The organism is Marinococcus tarijensis (assembly GCF_054971385.1).
The window spans coordinates 68828-91280 of record NZ_JBQOJA010000011.1; the positions used below are offsets into that span (position 1 = coordinate 68828).

At 49.8% G+C, this 22453-nt stretch carries 24 protein-coding genes and 3 riboswitches; of the genes, 5 read left to right on the plus strand and 19 right to left on the minus strand.

Features of this window, described 5'->3' with window-relative positions; all coding sequences use genetic code 11:
- Positions 1 to 36 precede the first annotated feature (36 nt).
- The 11 genes from ACTTK7_RS08290 to ACTTK7_RS08340 form a co-directional block, all read right to left on the minus strand.
- Positions 37 to 1056 carry a ThiF family adenylyltransferase gene (locus tag ACTTK7_RS08290; protein ID WP_462867347.1) on the minus strand — a complete coding sequence of 340 codons (1020 nt, stop codon included), beginning with the start codon at positions 1054 to 1056 and terminating at the stop codon, positions 37 to 39.
- Entirely contained in the window at positions 1053 to 1817 is a 765-nt protein-coding gene (locus ACTTK7_RS08295; RefSeq protein ID WP_462867349.1) for a thiazole synthase, read from the minus strand. The genes ACTTK7_RS08290 and ACTTK7_RS08295 overlap by 4 nt, the downstream gene beginning before the upstream one ends.
- Before the next feature lie 4 nt (positions 1818 to 1821).
- On the minus strand, positions 1822 to 2022 hold the full coding sequence (gene thiS / locus ACTTK7_RS08300) for a sulfur carrier protein ThiS (protein ID WP_298787189.1): 201 nt from the start codon (positions 2020 to 2022) through the stop codon (positions 1822 to 1824).
- Positions 2006 to 3130, minus strand: a complete 1125-nt coding sequence (gene thiO, locus ACTTK7_RS08305; RefSeq protein ID WP_462867351.1) for a glycine oxidase ThiO — start codon at positions 3128 to 3130, stop codon at positions 2006 to 2008. The genes thiS and thiO overlap by 17 nt, the downstream gene beginning before the upstream one ends.
- Complete coding sequence (locus ACTTK7_RS08310) at positions 3120 to 3731, minus strand: thiamine phosphate synthase (RefSeq protein ID WP_462867352.1); 612 nt, start codon at positions 3729 to 3731, stop codon at positions 3120 to 3122. Before ACTTK7_RS08310 ends, thiO begins: the two co-directional genes overlap by 11 nt.
- Positions 3732 to 3773: 42 nt before the next feature.
- Positions 3774 to 3876, minus strand: a riboswitch (TPP riboswitch).
- A gap of 56 nt (positions 3877 to 3932) precedes the next feature.
- Positions 3933 to 4032, minus strand: a riboswitch (TPP riboswitch).
- 52 nt (positions 4033 to 4084) lie between these two features.
- A complete protein-coding gene (locus ACTTK7_RS08315; RefSeq protein ID WP_462867354.1) occupies positions 4085 to 4984 on the minus strand; it encodes an AEC family transporter in 900 nt (299 codons plus the stop codon).
- 56 nt (positions 4985 to 5040) lie between these two features.
- Entirely contained in the window at positions 5041 to 6513 is a 1473-nt protein-coding gene (locus tag ACTTK7_RS08320; protein WP_462867356.1) for a potassium/proton antiporter, read from the minus strand.
- 180 nt (positions 6514 to 6693) lie between these two features.
- Positions 6694 to 7032: a DUF1516 family protein gene (locus tag ACTTK7_RS08325; protein WP_298787199.1), complete on the minus strand. Its 339-nt coding sequence runs from the start codon at positions 7030 to 7032 to the stop codon at positions 6694 to 6696.
- Positions 7033 to 7148: 116 nt separating this feature from the next.
- Positions 7149 to 7466 carry a DMT family transporter gene (locus ACTTK7_RS08330; protein WP_298787590.1) on the minus strand — a complete coding sequence of 106 codons (318 nt, stop codon included), beginning with the start codon at positions 7464 to 7466 and terminating at the stop codon, positions 7149 to 7151.
- Positions 7466 to 7807, minus strand: a complete 342-nt coding sequence (locus ACTTK7_RS08335; protein ID WP_462867358.1) for a DMT family transporter — start codon at positions 7805 to 7807, stop codon at positions 7466 to 7468. The genes ACTTK7_RS08330 and ACTTK7_RS08335 overlap by 1 nt, the downstream gene beginning before the upstream one ends.
- 96 nt (positions 7808 to 7903) lie before the next feature.
- Positions 7904 to 8002, minus strand: a riboswitch (guanidine-I (ykkC/yxkD leader).
- Positions 8003 to 8033: 31 nt separating this feature from the next.
- On the minus strand, positions 8034 to 10190 hold the full coding sequence (locus tag ACTTK7_RS08340) for a type IA DNA topoisomerase (protein WP_462867360.1): 2157 nt from the start codon (positions 10188 to 10190) through the stop codon (positions 8034 to 8036).
- A gap of 202 nt (positions 10191 to 10392) precedes the next feature.
- Here ACTTK7_RS08340 and ACTTK7_RS08345 point away from each other — a divergent pair, with 202 nt between their 5' ends.
- The gene (locus tag ACTTK7_RS08345) at positions 10393 to 11199 is read left to right on the plus strand and encodes a 2OG-Fe dioxygenase family protein (RefSeq protein ID WP_462867362.1); all 807 of its coding nucleotides are present in this window, start codon (positions 10393 to 10395) and stop codon (positions 11197 to 11199) included.
- Positions 11200 to 11246: 47 nt separating this feature from the next.
- Here ACTTK7_RS08345 and ACTTK7_RS08350 read toward each other — a convergent pair whose 3' ends face one another.
- The 3 genes from ACTTK7_RS08350 to ACTTK7_RS08360 form a co-directional block, all read right to left on the minus strand.
- Positions 11247 to 11489: a DUF2584 family protein gene (locus ACTTK7_RS08350; protein WP_022792532.1), complete on the minus strand. Its 243-nt coding sequence runs from the start codon at positions 11487 to 11489 to the stop codon at positions 11247 to 11249.
- Between the two features lie 57 nt (positions 11490 to 11546).
- Positions 11547 to 12467, minus strand: a complete 921-nt coding sequence (locus ACTTK7_RS08355; RefSeq protein WP_462867363.1) for a nucleoside hydrolase — start codon at positions 12465 to 12467, stop codon at positions 11547 to 11549.
- A 90-nt stretch (positions 12468 to 12557) separates the two neighbouring features.
- Positions 12558 to 13478 (minus strand): manganese catalase family protein, encoded by a 921-nt coding sequence (locus tag ACTTK7_RS08360; protein ID WP_366139534.1) that lies wholly within the window; start codon positions 13476 to 13478, stop codon positions 12558 to 12560.
- A gap of 234 nt (positions 13479 to 13712) precedes the next feature.
- Between ACTTK7_RS08360 and ACTTK7_RS08365 the strand changes: the two genes are divergently transcribed.
- Complete coding sequence (locus tag ACTTK7_RS08365; RefSeq protein ID WP_298787211.1) at positions 13713 to 14141, plus strand: pyridoxamine 5'-phosphate oxidase family protein; 429 nt, start codon at positions 13713 to 13715, stop codon at positions 14139 to 14141.
- 44 nt (positions 14142 to 14185) lie between these two features.
- Here ACTTK7_RS08365 and ACTTK7_RS08370 read toward each other — a convergent pair whose 3' ends face one another.
- Both ACTTK7_RS08370 and ACTTK7_RS08375 read right to left on the minus strand, forming a co-directional pair.
- On the minus strand, positions 14186 to 14824 hold the full coding sequence (locus tag ACTTK7_RS08370; RefSeq protein WP_462867366.1) for an SDR family oxidoreductase: 639 nt from the start codon (positions 14822 to 14824) through the stop codon (positions 14186 to 14188).
- 44 nt (positions 14825 to 14868) lie between these two features.
- Positions 14869 to 15822 carry a DMT family transporter gene (locus tag ACTTK7_RS08375; protein ID WP_462867368.1) on the minus strand — a complete coding sequence of 318 codons (954 nt, stop codon included), beginning with the start codon at positions 15820 to 15822 and terminating at the stop codon, positions 14869 to 14871.
- Positions 15823 to 16021: 199 nt separating this feature from the next.
- Between ACTTK7_RS08375 and ACTTK7_RS08380 the strand changes: the two genes are divergently transcribed.
- Both ACTTK7_RS08380 and ACTTK7_RS08385 read left to right on the plus strand, forming a co-directional pair.
- Positions 16022 to 17473, plus strand: a complete 1452-nt coding sequence (locus ACTTK7_RS08380) for an aldehyde dehydrogenase family protein (protein ID WP_462867370.1) — start codon at positions 16022 to 16024, stop codon at positions 17471 to 17473.
- Positions 17474 to 17578: 105 nt separating this feature from the next.
- Positions 17579 to 17779 (plus strand): hypothetical protein, encoded by a 201-nt coding sequence (locus ACTTK7_RS08385; protein WP_298787219.1) that lies wholly within the window; start codon positions 17579 to 17581, stop codon positions 17777 to 17779.
- Between the two features lie 109 nt (positions 17780 to 17888).
- Here the strand turns inward: ACTTK7_RS08385 and ACTTK7_RS08390 are convergent, their stop codons facing one another.
- The 3 genes from ACTTK7_RS08390 to ACTTK7_RS08400 all read right to left on the minus strand — a co-directional run bounded on the left by ACTTK7_RS08390 (position 17889) and on the right by ACTTK7_RS08400 (position 20787).
- Complete coding sequence (locus tag ACTTK7_RS08390) at positions 17889 to 18359, minus strand: GNAT family N-acetyltransferase (protein ID WP_298787221.1); 471 nt, start codon at positions 18357 to 18359, stop codon at positions 17889 to 17891.
- 109 nt (positions 18360 to 18468) lie between these two features.
- Complete coding sequence (locus tag ACTTK7_RS08395) at positions 18469 to 19092, minus strand: cell wall hydrolase (RefSeq protein ID WP_298787223.1); 624 nt, start codon at positions 19090 to 19092, stop codon at positions 18469 to 18471.
- 162 nt (positions 19093 to 19254) lie between these two features.
- Positions 19255 to 20787 carry a BCCT family transporter gene (locus ACTTK7_RS08400; protein WP_298787225.1) on the minus strand — a complete coding sequence of 511 codons (1533 nt, stop codon included), beginning with the start codon at positions 20785 to 20787 and terminating at the stop codon, positions 19255 to 19257.
- A gap of 396 nt (positions 20788 to 21183) precedes the next feature.
- Here ACTTK7_RS08400 and ACTTK7_RS08405 point away from each other — a divergent pair, with 396 nt between their 5' ends.
- Complete coding sequence (locus tag ACTTK7_RS08405) at positions 21184 to 22347, plus strand: acyl-CoA dehydrogenase family protein (RefSeq protein WP_298787228.1); 1164 nt, start codon at positions 21184 to 21186, stop codon at positions 22345 to 22347.
- Positions 22348 to 22453 lie beyond the last annotated feature (106 nt).

Genomic DNA, 22453 nt, shown 5'->3' on the forward strand with positions numbered 1-22453 from the left:
ATTACCACTCCGCCCGTAAAATGAAACAAGGAATATTTATCCTCCAATATATCTCTGGTATAACGACCTTGCCTCCACCTCTCCGGAAACCCCGTGAACGATGGCTCTTCCGTCTTTAAAAAGCACCAGCCGCTTATTTTCAATATTTAACACCAGCAGATGCTGGTTCGCTTTGGAAATGTGCTGCTTATGAACGTCCGCCGTCCGTTCGAGCGATACATGCATGTCCGGAAGAGGCTTCACCTGCACTGCGTCTCTGCCGCACAGCGTTTCAGCCTTGCTTCTCCCGCTCCATGCGAGCGCCGGATATGCTGGTGACTCCCCGCAGGAGGGACAATGCTCATCCTGCAGCGAGTCCACATGAATGGAAGAGCTTTCGTTCGACCATACATCAAATGACCACAGCGTCCCGCGGAGCTGGTCAAAGGAATGGGTAAGCATCTTCATCGCTTCGGTCACCTGAGTGGCGCTTACGAATTGAACAGCCGGGGCAATAATTCCGACCGTGTCACACGTTTCCCCTTCCATCGGAATGCCCTTCATCAGGCAGCGCAGGCACGGTCCCTGTCCCGGCCTCACGGTATAGCTCAGTCCATAGGCGCCTACACAGGCTCCGTAAATCCACGGAATCCGGTGCTTCAGCGCTGTATCATTAATCATCAGCCTCGTCTCCATATTATCGAGTCCGTCGATAATAAGGTCTGCAGGCAGACAATTTTCAAGCACAGCCGGATCTGCTTCCCCCACAATGATTTCAATAGAAGCATCACTCCGAATATCGAGCAGCCGTTTTTTCGCCGCTTCTGCTTTTGGCGTACAGGCCTCTGCGTCTGCTTCCGTGTAAAGCTGCTGGCGCTGAAGATTACTTTCTTCCACATAGTCACGGTCGATCAGCGTTAATTTTCCGAGCCCCGCGCGTACGAGAGTTTCGGCTGTTAAACTCCCAAGCGCGCCGGCACCTACCACTATGACGTGAGCCTCCTGCAGCCTTTGCTGTCCCCTCTGGCCGATTCCGTGAAATAACCGCTGACGGGAAAAACGTTCTTCCGTACTCAAATACTGAGGCCTCCTAAAGGGCTGCTTGCCTGGGCGTAGAATTTTTTATCTATGCGCCCAGCTTCTGCGCCAAGCGCCCCGGCCCTCACTGCCAGTTTCATCGCTTCTGCCATTTTCACAGGATCATCTGCTCCTGAAACAGCCGTATTCAGCAGGACACCATCAGCGCCGAGCTCCATGGCGTAAGCAGCATCCTTCGGGCTTCCAATGCCTGCATCTACAATCACCGGAACTTCCGCCTGTTCAATAATGTGGGACAGGTTGTATGGGTTAATGATTCCAAGCCCCGTGCCTATAGGAGAGGCTCCAGGCATCACTGCATGAACCCCAAGCTCCTGAAGCTTCCTGGCGAGCACAACATCATCGGACGTATATGCGAGGACAGTAAACCCTTCGTTCAGCAGCTGTTCTGAGGCCCGGAGCGTTTCCACCGGATCGGGCAGAAGCGTTTTATCGCAGCCGATCACTTCTACTTTAATCATGTCACACATGTTGGCCGCCTCTGCCAGCTTCGCGGTGCGCACAGCTTCTTCAGCTGTTTTGGCCCCTGCTGTATTTGGCAGCATCCGGTACTTTGAGACGTCCATCTGTTCAAATGGATCAGGCTGGCTGCTGTCAAAGAGGTTCATTCTACGCACGGCAAAGGTCAGTACCTCTGTTTCCGATGCTTCTACAGCCTGCAGCTGGGTCTTAGCGTCCTTATATTTTCCGGTGCCGAGAAATAAATTCGATTCAAACGTCATATTACCAATATTAAGCATTTGTTCATCCGCCTCCTACAAAATGAATGATTTCGATTTTATCTCCGTCCATTAAACCTTCCTGCTGGTGAAATTCTTCAATTACAATAGTGCCGTTGCGCTCCACCACTGTTTTTTTGTGGGCGATCTGAAGCTCTTCCAGTAAATCGGCTACAGTTGTGCTGTTCTCAATATTCTGTAATTGACCATTAAGCGTGATCTGCATGAATAACTCCTCCCTTTCGTATTTGAGGATCTACGGCAAACAGGTGCTTCCAGTCTTCGCGGACGCTTTCTCCTTCGATCCGGGCAGCCATCCATTGTCCGCTCAGTGCTGAAAGCAGAATACCGTTTCTGTAGTGCCCGGTCATCACCCACAGCCCCCGGCTGGTCTGTCCCATATACGGCAGTCCGTCTCCTGTCTGCGGCCGGATGCCGCTCCAAAATCTTTCAATGCTTGCATGCTTCAGACCCGGTACTAAATGAACAGCTGCTTTCATCAGCTCCTGCATCGAGGCTACACTGACTCCTGTACTCGAGTCCCCGGGCTTTTCTGTGGCGCCGATAAAGATTTCCCCGTCCCTTTTCGGAACAATGTATACCTCCGGCGTGTGCAGAGTGTGTCTCAAATTCTCATGGGGCATCCGTACGGACAAGCACTCCCCTTTTACCGGATAGAGCGTAAAATCCTTTTCATCCAACAGCTCCACTCCGGCGCTCCCCCCGGTAAAAACCACTTCTTTTGCTTCAATCATTCCTTCCTTTGTTTTCACGCCACAAATCCGGCCGTCAGCTTCTAAAAAACGGTCCACAGAAGTGTTTTCCCGTATAATTGTCCCGCAGGCCCTTGCTGCTTCAGCAAGGGCTATTGTCCACTCATAGGCCCGGAGCTGTCCGTCCTTCGGGATGGACCAGGCGCCCCGGATGTTTTTGGAAAGCGCCGGTTCCCTGCGCAGGGCTTCATGTGCCGAAAGCCACTCCGCGCCGTAGCCTCGCCCTGCAGCCCGCCGGTATTTATCTTCTCCCGCCTTATCCCATACAGGCTTCAGCATTCCGTTGTTCACGTAGGAAACATCCATTCCACTGAGCGCTTCCACTTCGGGGACCATCCCTTCAAACAGCTCCCGGCTTTCCAGGGCGAATTCCTGAAAAAGGGCAGACCCCTCCCACTCGGACTGTGCTCCGAGCATGCCGGCAGCCGCTTTTGATGCTCCGGCAGCAATGGAGTCTTTCTCGATTACCATTACGCGGCGCCCGCGTTTGCTTAACTGATACGCAAGCGAGCATCCCTGCACACCTGCGCCTACAATAAGAACCTCTGTATCAGTCTTCATTGTTATCACTCCTTAACCGGGCTCTGAGCTTTCCGGCTGCTTTTCCGGGCTGGGCAGCCTCATAAAAATATGCAATGGCTGCGACCCCGGACGCTCCACAGTTTATACACTCCACTGCTTTGTCAGCGTCAATTCCTCCTATGGCAATTACCGGGATCCGTACGCTTTTCGCCACAGCCTCCAGCGCCCGGAGCCCTCGCGGTGATTTCCCCGGTTTACTGCCGGAGGCAAACACATGCCCAAAATACAGCCATGATGCTCCCTGCTGTTCACTGTTTTCCGCCGCTTCCACCGAGTGGACGGACTGACCCCAGCCTGTGGAGACCGGATAAATCGTACGACGCTCCGGCAGGTGGGCACCGGCCAGGCCGTATGCAGCAGCAAGTTCGGGTTCATCATTTATGATCAGCTGCTTCGGGGCAGTTCCTTCCTTTAACACCCATCCAATGGCCGTTTCTTTTTCACGCCTTGTCCATTCGGGCGCCCGTACATGCACGTAGTCAACGACCCCACTCAGCTCTCTCGTTTTTTCCCACCAAGCTGTCAACGGTATATCCGGCGGCGATACGGCGTGGATGCAAGGCTTCGGTTTATTATCCATAAAAAAACCTCCTTCCAGAAGGAAGGAGGCTGCCCGTTAAAAGGTTCAACATGGCTGCTTCCCTCCGCTGGATCTCCAGATCAGGTTCAAAGGGTTCCGGATAGTTCTCCGGTCTCAGCCTCAGCAGGCACCCCCAGCAAATATAATATTTTCCCACAAAAAACCCCGCTTTCGTTAGAAAGCGGGGGAGATAGTCGTATCAGCATCTCTTCCCCACTTCCCTCCGCTGGTATAATCCAGATCAGGTTCAAAGGGATCAGCTTTACGCTGTCTCAGCCAACAGGCACCCCTAGTGGTTTGATATTACTTATATCATAACGCGGTACACCTCTTCCGTCAATTCACCCCGAGTTTTATGCCTGGAAAATCGACAGCACCACCCAGAGGGAGGGGACGCTTAAAAGAGTTGTCACCAGTGTAATACTCGAAACAAGCTGAGGGTTGGAATCAAACTGGACGGAAATCATTGCCATCGTTGCTGCACTCGGCATCGCTGTTGAAACAACCAGCACGGTCGTCAGCGTATCGCTCGTCTGCAGCAGCAGAGTAATCACATAAGCAAGAGCCGGGGCAAATATAAGCCGCAAAAACGTGCCTGCACTTACAAGCTTCCAATCCATGCGTTTTACGGATATGCGTGCAAGCTGCATGCCCAGTATAATCATAACTACCGGAATCGCTGCGCTCGCGAGCATATCAAGAGCTTCATAATAGGTCGCACCGATCGGTATTCCTGTCAGCTGGAAGAGGATGCCCGCAAGCAGTGCATAAAATACCGGCATCCGCAGCACCGTGCGAAACGCGTCGGCTGCATCCATATTCGCGCTGTTTGCGATATAGACGCCTACAGTATTCATCAGCATCGTCTGGATAACCATAAAAACGATAGAGTAGGCAAAGGCTGTATCGCCAAACGCAAAAGCGATTAAGGGAGCACCGTAATTGCCCGCATTCATAAACACAGTGGACAGCATCATGCCGGTTTCATTGGCTTTTGGCCATTGACGCAAAAAAGACACTAATTTGATCAGCCCGGTCATGACCGCCAAAAATATCACAGAAAACAGAGCCATCGACAGCATATCGCTGTTCAGCTCTCTTTCATAGAAAGTCCGGAAAACAAGCGCGGGCGTCAATACATAAAGAGCGACAGCCGACACCGGCCGAATATCCACTGCCTGTCTTTTCTGCAGCAAATAGCCAATCGCAAATATTAAAATGATTGGGATCAATACATTGATCAGCACACTCATGCGGAGCCCTTCCTTCTTTCCTTAAATTTAATGCACCTTAATACCGGCCCTTTCCGCTAGTAATCGTGTCGGAGCATCTGCTTTAAAATACGCTTCTCTTTACGCGATACAAGAATATACAAATAATCACCTGCATTGATTACCGTCTCACCAACTGGAGTAACCAGTTCATCGTCTCTTACAATCGCGCTGATCAGCGCAGAGGCTGGAAATTCAATGCTTTGAAGCGTCTGGCCGACAATCGGTGTCGCTTCATTCGTTTGAAATTCCATAATTTCTGCGTTCGCTTTTCCAAGTGACACCAGCTCCAGGGAATGAGTCGGCGCTTCCCGGAGCGGACCGGACAGGTGAAGCCACTTTGCTAATGGAGCGATAGTCGCTCCCTGGATCAGCGCAGATGTCAGCACAATAAAGAAGACAACGTTAAAAATCTGGCTGCCCGACTCCACACCGGCTACGATCGGGTATGTAGCCAAAATGATCGGCACCGCCCCGCGCAGTCCCGCCCAGGATAGAAATATATTCTGCTTCGGCTTGTAGCCGAAAAAGGAAGTCGACAAAAACGTAGCCAGCGGACGGGCCAAAAACATTAACACCGCTGATAAAATGAGCCCCATCGTGATGTTTGACCATGTCAATATATCTCTTGGAAACGCAAGGAGACCCAGGATGATAAACATGCTTATCTGAGACATCCACGCCATTCCTTCGTTAAACCGGTAAATCGGCTGACGGTAGATCAAATCAGAGTTTCCTATTAATAGGGCTGCTACATATACTGCCAAAAACCCGCTTGCGCTCATGCTCGAGGTCACACTGTAGGTTAACAGTGCAAAAGCGATCGCAAATAGAGGATACAAACCACTTGAGTCCAGGTTGATACGGTTGATGGTCCACGAGGCTGCCCAGCCAAACAGGGCGCCCATCGCAAGACCAGCGCCCATCTGCCAGAAAAAAGCGCCGGATAACAGCCAGACGTTCGGCGAATCCGCCAAAATTAATTCAATAAAGAAGAGCGTTAAAAACACGGCCATCGGATCGTTGCTTCCCGACTCCGCTTCGAGGGTGGACCCCATTTTTTTATCAATGCTCCGTCCTTTCAGGGCAGCAAAGACGGCTGCGGCGTCTGTCGAACCGACTGTGGCTCCGAGAAGCATCGCTTCAAGCCAGCTCAGGTCGAGCAGCTGCTTTGCCACCACCCCCATCAGAGCAGCTGTAAACAGGACACCAAACGTGGCGAGCGTTACGGAAGGCCCCACCACCGGCCTAATGTCACGCCACCTTGTCTGAGTACCCCCTTCAAACAGAATAATAATCAGGGCTATAATCCCGACAGTCTGGGCAAGCTGGACATTTTCAAAGTCAATAATGCCAAAACCATCATTTCCCATCAGCATACCTAGAATTATAAACAAAATAAGCGAAGGTACGCCGAGACGTGTCGAAAATTTTGTCACGACGACACCTAATATAAGCAGAAGTGCTCCTAATAATATAAATGAATCCACGTTCGCGTTTCCTTCAAACAATGCCCTTTTCCTCCTTTCCCCTGCCACAGCTGTCTATGGCTTCTTTATGTATTACTTGCATGATACATGTAATGGTTGTTTAAAAAATACTTGCATTCAGGGAGCTCTAGTCTATCTCTTCTATACCCAAAAATGCACGCATATAAAAAAGCATGCTGTTTTTGCAGCATGCTCTCTGTATTACCCAATCACATCGTAGCCGATAGAAAGGATAATTGCGAATAAAATGACCCATATAATCCAAAACATGGCGTGTTTTCTGCCTGCCCGCCGGCGGACAAACATCATTTCCATTACCCCGATAAATATCAGGGCCAGCACCCCTTTTATAATGGACAGGAGCGGGAAGCCATACAGCGCCACCATGCCTGCACCAGAAAGAACCATGATAACCACGAAAAGCCGCTCAATCATCATTGTCACTTTTTGTTTCGGAAACAGGTAGCTGATCAAAAAGAATATAATCAAAAATGCCCACGAACCTGAATGTGCCTCATACAAAATACTTTGAAGATCCATATGTTTTCCTCCTTTCATTTTTCATTGCTTTTCTGCTCCAAATGCTTCACCTGAGTGTAACTATAATCAAAATAAAGCCTGTGCTCAAGCCATAAAAGCTTTTGTTTTTGAACGTTTTATGGCGCTATCAGCTTCAGGCCCACCACAGAAGCAAGGATCACCGCAATACTTATAAGCCGGCCCGTGTTTGCCGGCTCTTTGTACCAAAGCATGCCAAACAGTGCGCTGCCTGCTGCCCCTATTCCTGTCCAGACAGCGTAGGCAGTCCCCATCGGGAGCGTCTGCATCGCAAGGGAAAGGAGAAAAAAGCTTGCTCCAAACCCGGCAGCAATTAACAGCAGCGGCCAGATGACACGCTTTTGGATCCATTCATTAATCATCGAAACACCAATCATCTCAAAAATACCCGCACCGATCAAATACAGCCATGTCATCACTGTCTACTGCTCCCTTCATTTGCTTTGGCACGCCCGGAGGCTGTATGAAGCCCGGCGATGCCTCCAATCAGCATGAAAATAAAGACCAGCTTGATCCATTCGAACGGCTGGCCGAAAAAGATCATATCAAGAACCGTCGTTCCGATGGTCCCAATACCCACAAAGGCCACGTATGATGTTCCTACCGGCAGGTGTTCGCCCGCCCGGATTAAAAAGAGAAAGCTCAGTACGATAGCCACAAGCGTTCCTGCCCATTCCCATCCGGCCGAGGCATGCTTCAAGCCCACGACCCAGAGAATTTCAAATGCTGCCGCTGCCGCGACGTTGATCCATCCCATTACAATCCCTCCTTGCCGGTGCTTTCTTAATTATTTCCCGGAAATATTCATTACAGCTTTAACCGCGAAAAAACCCGGAAAGTCTTCGCAGCGAAGATCTCCCGGGTTTTTATCCCTCCGTGTCGCAAACTATTCGTCTGCGGGTTTTCTCTTGGACCAGACCGGCAATGCCGCGGAACCCTAGAAAACATTCTGCCTCACAGTATATCAAATTTCCGGATATTGTCTACGACGAGGCATTGTCTTTAGCTGGAAACACAAATTCCACGCCATTTTCTTTACGTTTTAATTTGGCGTCAAACGGCTTTTTGCCTTTAAATCCTTTAATCACCTGGGTTTCCCCTTTTTCACACAGCTTTTTAACCTGCGCCTGGGTAATTCTTTTTTTCAATAACGTTTTCGGGACGGTGAATTTGCAGCCATTCGCATATTCACTGCAGCCGTAAAAGGACTTCCGCTCCATCAGCTGTCCCTTTTGGCATACGGGACAGAGGGCAATTGGCTCTGCACGCTGCGGCTGTTTTTTGGAGGAGGCGACCTGATCCGGCTTCGTCTGCATATTCGTTATGCCTGCCGGCGCTTCTTCCACCAGTTTTTTCGTGAAAGCCTCCGTCTGCTTTAAAAAGGCTTCCTTATTCGCTTCCCCGCTGCCGATCTGCTTCAAAAAGGCTTCCCACTTCGCGGTGAGCAGCGGCTTGGACAAAAGCGTCCCCTCCACTACTTCGCACAGTGCACGGCCCTTGGCGGTCACTTCCACAATGTTCTTTTGAATCCGGATATATTCCTGCTTTTGCAGCGTCTGAATAATGGTGCTGCGCGTCGCTTCAGTCCCAAGGCCTTCTGTTTCCTGCAGTACTTTTTTAGACGTTTCATCATCCTCGATCCATTTGCCGCAGGACTTCATCATGTTGATCAGCTGTCCTTCGGTGTAGGGCTTTGGCGGCTGGGTTTCTTTTTCAGCTGCCTGGACGTATGCTTCAACCTGCTCTTTTTCGGCTAATGGGGGAAGAGTATTGTCCTCCTGGTCTTTCTTCTTCTTCGGCGCCGGAAAGAGCTCCTTCCAGCCCAGCTGCCGGTCCACCCGGCCTTTGCTTTCAAAGATAAGCCCATGTACGTCCGTTTCCACCGTCGTTTCTTCGTATACGTAGTTTCGGTGAAACATCGCCAGCACGCTGTTCATGACCTCTTTGTACACCTGCTGCTGGGCCCGGTTCAGCTTTTCAAACTGAGTCTGGCTCAGCACTTTTTTAGTCGGAATGATCGCATGGTGCTCCTGAACTTTGCTTCCGTCTACAAACCGCTTCGAGGGAGTGGTGGACGCCGGCTCGAAGGAGACGTTCATGCACTCCTGCATCCGGGAGAGATTTCCTTTTAAGTAGTTAAATTCCCCTGATGTGATGTGGCGGGTGTCCGTTCTCGGATAGGAAACAGCTTTTAACGGTTCGTCATACAGGCTCTGCACCGTTTTCAGCACAGCCGACGGACTCATTTTATATTTCTTGTTCATCGTCGTCTGCAGGCTCGAGAGCGAGTGAAGGAGCGGGGGCTTTTCCTGCTTTTCTTCTTTTTTGACGCTCCTGACCGTGCCTTCGGTATCCTTTTTCAGTCCGTGCTCCTTCCAGATCCGGAGCACCTCCTCCTTTGAGCCGAAGCGCTTTTTATACTTTCCTTTATACTCTCCTGCTTCCGCCCGGAAGGTTCCTTCAAGCTCCCAGTAAGGCTCGGGCACAAACGCCTCAATTTCCTTCTGCCGGTCGTAAATAAGCTTGAGTGTCGGCGTCTGGACCCTGCCGACGCTGAACACTTCATTGATGCCCTTCTGCTTTAACAGCAGCGTATACAGACGGCTCGCATTCATGCCGACAATCCAGTCGGAAAACTGGCGGGCCCGTGCTTCCTCGTAAAGAGGGAGATAGTCTGCACCTTCCCGGAGCTGCTCGAACCCTTTATACACCTCGTCCTTTTCGAGGCTGTTGATCCAAAGGCGCCGGGTTGGTTTATGAGACGTTTTCGTATAGTCGATAACGCTGCGCGCAATGTTCTCGCCTTCCCGGTCGCAGTCGGTCGCAATAATAATGCTGTCGGCTTCCTGCAGCATCTGTTTGACAATCTTCAGCTGCTTGAATGCCCTGGGGTTAGGCTTGAAGCGGAAATGGGCGGGAAGCATCGGGAGGGTATCGAGCGACCATTTTTTCCAGGAGGACTCGTAATCGGCCGGGGCCCGGAGCTCGAGCAGATGACCAAATCCCCAGGTGAGCACCGCCCCTTCCGGAAACAGGCTGCACGGCTTCAGCCGCATATAGCCGTCCTTTTTCTCCTGTATTTGAAATGCGGCCGCATAAGCTTTTGCCTGGGACGGCTTCTCCGCTAGGATAACTGGCATAAAGAAATTCCTCTCTTCGCTGATTTCTTTGAATTCAAGAACATTTGTTCTTTAATTATAATGAATTTGTCACAAAAACGAAAGACGAAGCCAGGCTTTCATATACTCAACTTCGGCCGGGCGTGATACACTAGCATTTGTGAAAACAATGGAAGGACGCTTCCACTCGAAGAAACCATCATTCGGGAGGAGAAATAGACAAATGAAGCCTTTAAAACAGCATGGATACGAATACTACGATTTAGCCGATATACTGCATGACAGCTACAGCGACGCAGACCTTGCTGCTCTCACCGCCGCCTTTGATGACCTTCCGGCCGACGACTATGCCCCGGATCTGAATCGCTACCGGCAGTACGGCCGCGCCGTCATTTTCCCGGGCACCCACCGGATCGAATGGCTGCCGGAAACGGTTAAAAACGGCAAAAGCTACTACGATTATTTCCAGGGGTCGTTCAATCCGGAATATCCCGATGCAAGCCGCCGCTTCCCCGCAATCCCTGAACACATCAGGAACAACCGGCTGCTCGAAGCACTGATTGCCTTTAATTTCCGCCAGACATTCTGGACGCGCGAAGATGCGCTGATGCCTTTTCATGCAGGCGTCCACTTTGTGAAGCTTCACGTGGAATCGGAAAAGGACGAGGCTTTTTCTTCGCCAAACACGCTGCATCAGGACGGCGAGCCGTTTACATTTGCCCACCTGATCCGCCGGCGCAATATCGAAGGCGCCCGGAACGTCATCTCTGTTCCGGAGGTCCGAGGACAGATGCCGGAGGATGTTGACAAGGAAAAAATCACCGACTCCTTTTACATGACCCGCCCGCTTGAGTCCTACGGGGTGTATGATCCACTGGTCACTCATTACGTCGGCTCCGTCCGTAAAGGACCGGAGGACGGGCCCGGAGAGCGCTCAGCCATCTTAATTGACTATCAGCCGACCGTCGTTGCCAATCCGGATGAAATCCGCAGCATGCACGGTGATACAGACAATATGGATTATGTATAAACCGAACCCCCGGCGCAGCACGCGCCGGGGGCTCACTATTTGTCCGCTTAGTTGACCGAGGTTAGGGACACAAGCTCATATTCAATTGTGGTGCGGTGGGATTCCCATTCCACCCGGTGTATAACCGCCTTGCCAAACGGCACCTTTTCGGCGAAGGTGTGAATGGGAAGCGGGTGATCAAGCGGAAACATTTGATAATTATCTTTGATCAGCCGGAAATTTTTTTCATCGAGGCGCTCGGCCTGTTTATTCGTAATAATTTCCCAGTTCATTTCTACAGAAAAACCCATATGCGTCCCTCCTGCTCCCTTGTCTCTTTAATTATAACGCTTACTTTTCTATTTCCATTATGGCAGATTTTTAAGCGATTGTACGATTAAATCCCAAAATTTATCATTATCGACTTCCACTGCGACCTGCACCGGCCCGTCAGCAGCGGAAGCATCAATGACCGTTTCTCCGTACGTATGCTTTCCCGCAGTTTCCACCTTTACCTCGGCTGATTCAAATGTAAACAGGGACGGCTCCAGACACACTGCCACCGCGCACGGATCATGAACCGGCGGGAGCGCGAGATGAAAACGCTCCTGGTAGGCACGCTGGAAGTGATCAAGCAGTTCATACGTAAACTGGGCCGCCATTGTTGGTATCTCTTTAATCCGTTCCACCACAGCCTCGGATGATAACGCCTGATGAGTGACATCAAGGCCGCACATCGTGATTGGGATGCCGCTTGAAAAAACGATTTCTGCTGCTTCTGCATCTGCATAAATATTAAACTCTGCCGCAGGTGTCCAGTTGCCAAACGTGCCGCCTCCCATAACCGACAGGCGGCGAATACGACCAGCGGCCTTCGGATTTTTACGGCATAGCATGGCAATATTGGTGAGCGGGCCGGTCGCAATAACGGTAATCTCTTCCTCTGAATGAAGCAGCAGATCTTCCATTACGTCCACTGCATGTCTTTCCTCCACCGTATGTGCCGGCGCCGGAAGCTCTGGTCCATCCAGACCGGACTCACCGTGGATAGAAGGAGCGTGCTCCGCCTTGCGGACCAGGGGCCTTCCTGCTCCTTCCGCCACCGGTACTCCCTTAAGGCCTGCGGTATCAGCAGCGACTAAAGCATTTCTTGTTGTTTTTCCTATATCTGCATTGCCTGAAACGGTTGTTACAGCCCGGATATCCATATCCGGATGCCCCGCTGCAAGAAATAAAGCGATGACATCGTCGTGTCCCGGGTCCATATCCATAATTACTGGTATTTTCATCTGCTGCTTCCTTTCTTTCTAAGACTGTATGTTTATTCAAACCAAAAGCACCGCCGGCCGGCGGTGCTTTCATGCTTCGGACTCCGATGTTTAAAGTCCTGCTTCGTAGTTCAATTTTTTCGCCATTTCCCGGAACTGCTGCTCGTCAAATCCTGGGGCGAATTCCTCCGGAATATGGTCGAGGTTCGGAATTTCTCCGCCCTCCGGCGTCGGCATGTCACTGACTACCTCGAGTTCGCCCGGTGGCCCAACCGGTGTCGGTCCGTTCCAGATCCGGTCAAGCATGGTGTAATCATTATCACTGAAACGATAGAGCTTACGGTGTGCGCCCTTCGCTTCGTATTTATGGGCATGATCATATTTACTGTTATCAAGGTCCGGCACCGGAAGCATTTTCGTTACGTCCACGCCTGTTAATTTCTCCAGCGCTTTGGCATAGGCCACTACGTGCACACCGCCGCGCACAAGCAGGTAGCCGCAGAGTTCACGGGCGGTTTCATTGTCTGTCATCTGGTACACCCGCATTTTATGCGTTCTGGCTCCGCACTCGAGGTAAAAATTGTGAAGCAGATCGTTGACCAGGTTGCCGCTTGTAAAGACATTGTCCCCTGTCCACGGTGCTCCCATCGAATCCTTCGGTACAGAGTTCTGCCCGGCAAAAATAAAGCTTTGCGGATTTCTTGAATCCATGGCTTCACTGAGCGGTGTGCTGTCCGGATTGGCCGGGTCCTGGCCGCTTTGGCTCGTTGAACCCTGCAGGCATAAATTTATTGTATTGGCAACCAGCTCTACGTGTCCGAGTTCCTCGGCTGTGATGCTTGCGACTAAATCATAAAAAGGGCGTAGCTGTTTTTTGCTGCGGAAATTAAACGACTGGAATAAATAGTTATTAAGCGTTGACAATTCACCGAATTTTCCACCTAAAAGCTCCTGTACGACGTTGGCTGAGTTCGCGTCTGGGTTACTGGGCGTTGGGAGGTCGATTTGCAGTTTGTCAATTCTCTTAAACACAATGATTCCTCCTATAGGTTTAAATTCGTATTCCGCAAGCAAAATACACTTACCTATTTCCGTTCTTCCTTTTAAGCAAACACTAAATGTTTGTCTATTAACAATATTCATTCTTTTTATACAATTTGTATTATTTTCGAAAAATCCTGTTTCTCCGGCTTTGAAACCATGTTTAAAAGTACGTGGCGGCAGGAATAATGATAATTAGTTTCACTACGAAAGGAAGGTTTATCCATGGATAAAAACGAAGCAAAGAGACATGCACAAGATATCATCGACAGCAACAAGGTAGGCGTCCTTGCCACAATTGAAGGCAACAAGCCCCACTCCCGCTATATGACGTTTTACAATGACAACTTCACTCTTCTTACGCCGACAAGCAGCAAAACCCATAAGGCAGAAGAAATCGAGAAGAATTCCAATGTGCATATTCTGCTTGGATACGACGGTGAAGGCTATGGAGACGCTTTTGTTGAAATTTCCGGCAAAGCAGTAATCCGCCATGATCAGGAAACCAAGGAAAAGGTTTGGACCGACAGCGTGCAGTCCTGGCTTGGCTCCCCGGACAATCCCGAATATATTGTCCTCGAAATCCAGCCGGATTCTATCCGCCTGATGAACTCCAAAGGAGATACTCCCGAGGAAATTGACTTTTCTTCTTAAGCAAATAAAAGTCCCCGCCGGTACGCATGCCGGCGGGGATTATTTTATAAAGCCTTCCAGGCCTCGTGAATATCCGTATCTCCTGCAAGCAGCTCGACGGTCTGCCCGCGGGCGTTTTCAATATCCAGGGCGGCGATCATCGTGCGTGCCACGTCTTCTCTGGATATATCTCTTTTTTCGGGATTGGAAAGCTTTTCTGCAAGCTCGATTTTTCCTGTACCCTTCTCAAATGTCAGCTTCCCCGGACGGACAATCGTGTATGGCACTCCGCTGCTCTGCAGATGCCTGTCCGCGTTCAGCTTTGCCTCCGCGTAATGTTTAATGGCTCCCTGTGGATTCTCGACGCCAATCCCGCTCAGCATAACGTAGTGCTGCACCTCCTGCACTCTTGCCGAATCGATGGTTTTCTTTGCTCCCTGCTGATCCACGCTCACTGTTTTTTCAGGTCCGGTGGAAGAGCCCGAGCCGGCAGCAAACATAACGGCGTCCATTCCCTTCAAAGCGGCCGCCGTGTCTTCTTCAAGATCTGCAAGAATCGTAGATGCCGCTCCCATTTTTTTCAGTTCATCGGCCTGGGAGACTTCACGTACCATAGCATGCGGAGTATGCTCCGGATGGGCTGAAAGCTGTTCGACCAGCAGACGTCCCGTATGCCCGTTCGCTCCTATAACTAATACATCCATTTTAACGCCTCCTTTTTTCACATTTGTTCCCTGCAGTCTTCAGTTTAAACGTCTCCGCCAGGCTTTTTCTCCCATTCATTTTGCGTTTTCCTCCGACTGCTTCCGCGCTTTCTCCGGAATTTTCCCGGTCTTGAATAAATAGAAAGAACGACCGCCGAAAAAATAAGGAAAATACCAAGCCCCTGCCAGCTGCTCAGCCTGTCCCCAAAAGCGAATACGCCGATAACAATGGCCACCATCGGTTCAACGGTTGATAAAATCGCCGCTTTGCCTGACTCGATATATTTCAGCCCGATCGTAAACAGGATATACGCAGCAATGGTAGAAAGAAGAATGCCTCCAAGACCGTACATCCACATCATCGGCTCACGTATGGCTTCTTCGTTTGCCAGAAGGCCGCTGAAAGGGACCATTACCACTCCTCCGGCTAGCATAGTGTAGGCAGTGATCGTAATGGAATGATATTTCGGCGTCACAAATTTACCGAGAATACTGTACAGGCCACAGCATAAACCGGAAAGCAGGCCGATCATTAGAATCGACAGCGACATTCCGCCCGCTCCTCCGGGAAGCAGACCGGCCACCAGCGCACAGCCGGCGATCGTAAGCAAAATAGCTGCCAGCTTATTCGCTGTTATTTTTTCTTTAAATACAAATCTTGAAATAAGCGCTACAAACACGGGACTGGTATAGAGAAGCACGACCGCAATGGAAAGCGAGGCTTCATTCATGACAGTGAAATAACACCAGTTAAAGAGGGCTATACTGCCGACGCCGAGCCCGATAAAGTGCGGCAGATCGTACCACTGGACCTTCAGAAGATACGGCCGGACCAGAGCTACAGCCAGAAATAAGATCAGGGCCGAACCGGCCATGCGGAGCGCTACTACCTGGTCGGGTTCAATATTGTACCGGTACATGTTCTGTACGAACAAGCCTGTGAATCCCCAAAACGAAGCGCCGGCGACGGCAAATAAATAGGCAGTGGATGGTTTCATAGCTTCTCCCCCTTTATATGGCTCCTTTTCCTTCAGCTCCGCTATCATCTCAGATTTCTGCACCGGCTTTCTATAAATTTTAAATTATTCTTAAATAGTATTGACCTTCCCTGATCTTAAATGTTTGAAAAAATACAGCATGAGGTATATTATACATTGCTACCGGGTTCTATCCGGTAATTATGAAAGGATGGTTGCTATGCATACCGATTTTACAAAGCAGTATATTAACGGCTCCTGGGTGAGCGGCTCATCCAGCAAAACAATCGAAAATACTAATCCTTATAACGGCGAATTGCTGGGAACAATTGCTTCTGCAGACGCCAATGATCTTGACCGAGCGTATCAGTCGGCCAATGATTATCAGAAAACGTGGGACGCCCACAGCCCCGCTGAAAAACAACAGTATCTCCACCGTCTGTACGATGTCATGCAGAACCAGAAGGAAACCATTGTGGAATGGCTGATCAAGGAATCCGGAAGCAGCAGACTGAAGGCGGAAACAGAGTTCAATACAGCATCCAACATTGTTTTTGAATCCACTTCATTCCCTAACCGGGTCCACGGATCGACCGCTCCTTCGAACACGCCCGGAAAAGAAAACTATACGTTCCGTTCGGGCAAAGGAGTTATTGGAGTTATCGGCCCATGGAACTTCCCGTTCCATCTCGCAATGAGAACAATTGCACCGGCAGTGGCAACAGGCAATACCGTCGTAGTTAAACCAGCATCCGACACACCGGTTACCTCCGGGCTGCTGATTGCAGCATTGTTTGAAGAAGCCGGTTTTCCGGCAGGCGTCATTCACGTCACGGCCGGACGCGGCTCCGAAATTGGCGATGCATTCGTTACTCACGAAGTACCGGCGCTGTTATCGTTCACCGGCTCCACCGAAGTCGGCACGCACATTGCTGAGCTCGCGGCGAAAAACTTAAAAGAAACCGCTCTTGAGCTTGGCGGCAACAATGCTATGGTTGTTCTTCAGGACGCCGAGGTGAAAAAGGCTGCCAAAGCAGCAGTATTCGGTTCCTTCCTTCACCAGGGACAGATTTGTCTCGCATTGAACCGCGTGATTGTTCATGATGACATTTACGACGAATTTGTCGAAGAATTCACCCGCGTGGCGAAAACGTTAAAAGCTGGCGACCCTTCGGATGAAAATGTAATCGTCGGACCAATTATTAACGAAGAACAGGTCAAAAATATAGAAAAACTGGTCCAGGGCACGATCGATGCCGGGGCTAAACTTCAGACAGAGTTTGAAATCAACGGCCAGGTTATACCGCCGGTGGTTCTTTCCGAAGTAACTAACGATATGCCTGCAGCAAAGGATGAAGTCTTCGGCCCTGTCGCAACATTAATCCGGGCATCGAGCGAGGACGAAGCTATCCGCATTGCCAACGATTCTCCTTATGGCCTGAGCGGATCGGTCTTCACCCAGGACCGTTACCGGGGCATGCAGGCAGCGCGCCGCATTAATTCCGGCATGGTTCACGTAAATGACCAGTCCGTAAACGATGAAGCCCACCTGCCATTTGGCGGCGAGAAGCAATCAGGTATCGGACGCTTTAACGGCGAATGGGTTTTAGATGAATTTACGACCGAGCAGTGGATCAGTGTACAGGCGCAGGACCGCCCGTACCCATTGTAATTTCTCCGGAAATTTCAAGCTGAAATTGTTCTGTTTCCTTTTATTACCTTGCGGCCTGCCCTAAAATTGATTACTCTATAAAGAGAGGGGTAAGGAGGTTTGGAAGTGGAACAAGAAAAAGACGTAAAAATATTTGATAAAGACGAACTTTTGTATTTTGATGGAAAAGAGTGCAGGATGATCGCGGAATATGAACGAACGATTTGTGTCGAATACGTTCATTACCCGTTCGCCGGCCAGGAGGAAGAATTTCCTTATCCACGCGTTATTCTTCGCAAAGGGGAAGTCGAACGCGCAGCTGTCTAAACGAAAGTTTGCTTTAAAATAACAGCAAAAAAACAGGGACTGTCCTTTTACGGGGCAGTCCCTGCTTTGTATTCCTTAATGAACACCTTTACGCTTTGTCCTTCGTTTTTTACAGCAGCTTTGCCATCACGACGACGCCAAATGACGGCAGCCCTTCTTTTTCTGCGGTGTATTCCCTTACCGTTTCATATCCCATCCGCTGATACATACGGACGTTTTGCGGCGTCGATGCCCGAACTTTACAATAAATCCCTTTGAACTGTTCTTCTGCTGCAGCTTTCTCCACCCAGCGGATAAGCGCTGCGGCAGCCCCGTTCCCACGTTGGGACGGACGGACCGAAAGACGGTGAAAGTACATATAATCCTCCTCGGGCCGGAACCGGATCATTGCGGCCGCTTTCCCGTCCTTCCACCAGACGGCGGCCCGTTCTCCCTGCTCCATTTCAGCCTGAATCGACTCTGTGGTTTCCTGAATAGCTCCTGACGGCGGTGAGTCGTTCCGGTACTCCCAGAACGCTTCATACATAATGGCATTAATCAGGGATGCTTCTGACGGTCCTGCTTCTGTAATTTCTTTCATTCTTTTCCTCCTGGCACCTTCCGAATCCATACTTATGATCATTTATCGTACCATATTTGTTCAGGCACGAAAAAAGAACCTGCACTCGGCAGGTTCCTGCTTCTCATCATCAGCTTGCAAAAACATGCTGGCCGATGGATAAATTCGGTGTCCGCGTCCAGATCCAGTCCGAGGTTACCTCCTCCGGATTGTAATAATACATCGAACCATAGGACGGGTCATAGCCATTCCATGCCTGCTTGACCGCTTCATACGCTGTCTGATCAGGTGTCATGCTGTACTGGCCGTCAGCTACTGCGGTGAAAGCATTCTGCTGCTGAATGACGCCGTTTACGTTATTGGGAAATTCAGCAGATTCAAGACGATTTAAAATCACCGCTGCCACACCTATCTGCCCTTCAAAGGATTCCCCGCGGGCTTCCCCGTAGACCGCTTTGGCCACTGATGTAACTTCACTCATGCGGCTGGTCGTCTGCGGCCCCGCCGCACCATCCACGATTAAGTTGAAATCACTTTGAAATTGCTGTACTGCCCGGGTGGTGGCCGGGCCGTAATAGCCGGTCGCATTCGTATGTAAATATCCCATCTGTATTAAATCCTGCTGAAGCGCCGTTACTTCCGGCCCCTGTGCTTCCGTTTCCAGCATAGATGCCTTAGTGGTGCCAGGTGAAGCAAAAATAAGGATTGTAGCCATGATTGCAAAAATAGTACTGAATAATAATTTCTTTTTCAAATTTTCACCTCCATCCATATTGTATCCAAAAAATTCAATTTTCTAAACAAATTTCCTTCCTTTCATGAAAAGTATATAACAAGGTACTAAGTGCTGGTAATAACCAGTTCCATATTTTAACAAAAAAGACCCCCATGAAACATGGGAGTCCACACATTATTTTTAGGAGGCCTTATCCGGCTTGTCTGTATCCTTTTGTTTGTCCTTTGTTTCAATATCTGTTTCTTCCCTCAGCGCTTTAAACAGCGAGTACACCATCAGTATCATCACGATGGAAAACGGAAGCGCCGATATAATCATGACGTTCTGCAGCGCGTCTATCCCTCCGGAGTAGAGCAGTACTGCCGCTGTGGCGGAGAGCATGATCCCCCAGATAAATTTGACAATGGCAGAAGGATTTAACGCCCCGTTCGATGTCTGCATGCCGAGCACAAATGTCGCAGAATCGGCGGACGTGATAAAGAATGAGATGATTAAAAGGAGTGTAATAACAGACAAAACAATGCTGAGCGGGTATTGATCAAATACACCAAAGATGGCCTCCTCCGCAGCCAGCGAGGAAACGTCTGCCAGACCGGTGCTCTGGACGTTTAACGTCGCACCGCCAAACAGGGAGAACCAGATGAAGCTGACAATCGAAGGAACCAGGATGACGCCAATGGTAAATTCCTTCAGGGTGCGCCCTCTCGATACCCGGGCGATAAATATACCCACAAATGGCGACCAGGAGATCCACCATGCCCAGTAGAAGATCGTCCATGCATTGATCCATTCCCTCGAGCTGTCGGATGTTGGTGCGATCCGGAAGCTCATGCTTGGAAGCGACTGCAGATAAGTTCCTATCGTGTTCGTAAACAAATTCATGGAAAATAACGTTGGGCCGACAAAAAGCATTAAGATAAATAAGATGATTGTTAAGTATATGTTCGCGTTACTCAGGAATTTGATTCCTTTGTTTAGGCCGGTATACGCTGACACTAAAAACAAAACAGTTATAACGAAGATTACAATCAGCTGTACCGTATAATTATTCGGAGTGTCAAACAAATAAGCCATACCGCCGGAAACCTGGGCTGCGCCGATACCAAGGGTGGTGGCAATACCTGAGACCGTTGCAACCAGCGCGATAATGTCCACTATTTTTCCGCCGATGCCTTTTTCGTTCATAATCGGGCTGAGCATGGCGCTCACCATGCCGGGAGCACCGCGCCGGAACGTGAAATACGCAAAACAGATAGCCGTAATGCCGTAAATCGCCCACGGATGGATGCCCCAGTGCAGAAACATATAACGCATGGAATCGACCAGCGCCTGGTCTGTTCCAACCTCTGCTTCCGGAGCATTTGTTGCATAGTGGGAAACCGTTTCCGCCCCACTCCAGAATACAAGCCCGACTCCCATGCCGGCACTAAAAAGCATCGCAAACCATGTTGGATAGCTGTATTCCGGCCGGTCCTCCGGTCTTCCAAGCCGGATGTTTCCGTACCTGCTGAAAATAAAATAGATACATAAAAGCACAAATGCCGATACAATTAAAAGATAATACCACCCAAAACGGTTCGATACGAATGTCTGCACTGCAGAGGTGGCATTAAAAAACGATTCCGGGACTGCAACTCCGACAACCGCCATAATAAGCAGTATTACTAAGGCTCCGTAAAACACAAAGCCTACTCTTGGTTTTTGATTATCCACGGTGGGACCCCTTCCTATTTATGTATGCTGAAAACTATGGAACTTTTGCATTATGCAGAATTAAACGAAAAATAACAAATACACTAATTTCATAGAATTCATCATAATTCGCGATAATTTATGATTATATTAACTATACTCATTATATAATGATATCACCGCATATATCGCGATTTAACTGATTTTTACACCAAATTAGTACGATTGTGTCAAATTTTCTCACATATTTTTTCTGTCTTTAAGCCTTGTACTGGCGCAAACGCGGGTCATTATCCTTTATTTTCCTTGTATAAGCTGTTTTTTTGCTTCCATAAAGGGAATATGATTTCATGTATATGCGTATAAAATTCCGATACCTCTATTCAAATAAAATTCCATCATTTTGGAGGCAGCAGTATGATTATGACAACCTTTTCCACAAAAGCCGAGCGTCTGCACCAGCTCGAAGATACCTCCCGGAAATTCGCAGAGCGAACGGAGGAACATGACCAGAACGGAACCTTTCCAACCGAAAACATCGATGCATTAAAAAGCATCGGCTATCCGGCCTTGACGGCCCCGGCTGCTTTTGGCGGTATTGATGCCGGTCTGCTTGAACTCGTGGAGGCCCAGGAGCTTATCGCCCGCTACGACGGATCCACGTCGCTTGCCATTGGATGGCATGTCGGCATCGTTAAAAATTTAAACGAAACACGGCCGTGGGAGGAAAATTTGTACAGCAGCGTCATGAAAGACGTCGTTGAAAACGGAGCCGTTCTGAACAATATCGCGACCGAGGCGGCAACCGGAAGTCCGACCCGCGGCGGCACACCGGGAACCATCGCCGAACGCCAGGACAGCGGATGGGTCCTGAATGGGCGAAAAACATTCGCTACCATGTCGCCCGTGCTTGATTACTATATCGTCACGGCCCATATTCCAAAAGAAGATGCTACAGCCTACTTTGTTGTGCCAAAGGAAGCTGCAGGGATATCTATTATCAACACGTGGGATTCGATCGCCATGCGCGCGACCGGCAGTCATGACGTGGTGCTTGAAAACGTCCGGGTGCCAAATAACCACCTGGCCCAATATATCGTTCCCGGCAATAAACCGGCAGCCGGCTGGCTTCTGCACATTCCAGCCTGTTATCTCGGAATCGCCCAGGCTGCGGCCGATGAAGCCGCCCGTTTTGCTGCTTCCTACTCTCCAAACAGCATTAACAAAACGATCTCGGAGCTTCCAAACGTGCGGGAAAAACTTGGCCGCATGGAGCTTAAACTACTGCAAAGCAGACACTTTCTGCATTCCGTTGCGCTAAAATGGGATGAATCCAGTGCCGAAGAGAGGCAGCAGATGAAGGGTGAATTAGGCGCAGCTAAGACAAGCATTGTGAATGAAGCAGTGGAAGTAGTGGACCTGGCCATGCGCGTTGCAGGAGCCAGAAGCCTCTCCGCTTCCAGCCCGCTGCAGAGGCATTACCGTGATATTCGCGCCGGGCTTCATAACCCGCCTATGGATGACATGGTCATTGACCAGCTCGCCGGCCGGCTCCTGGATTATCAACCTCCTTCCTCCTAAGAAACCGCTGCGTGCGGTTTCTTTTTTTAGGCTCTATAATATTTGTTGGGGTACAGACACAAAAAAACACGCAGACTCCCATATCCGTTATACTTGCGTCGACAAA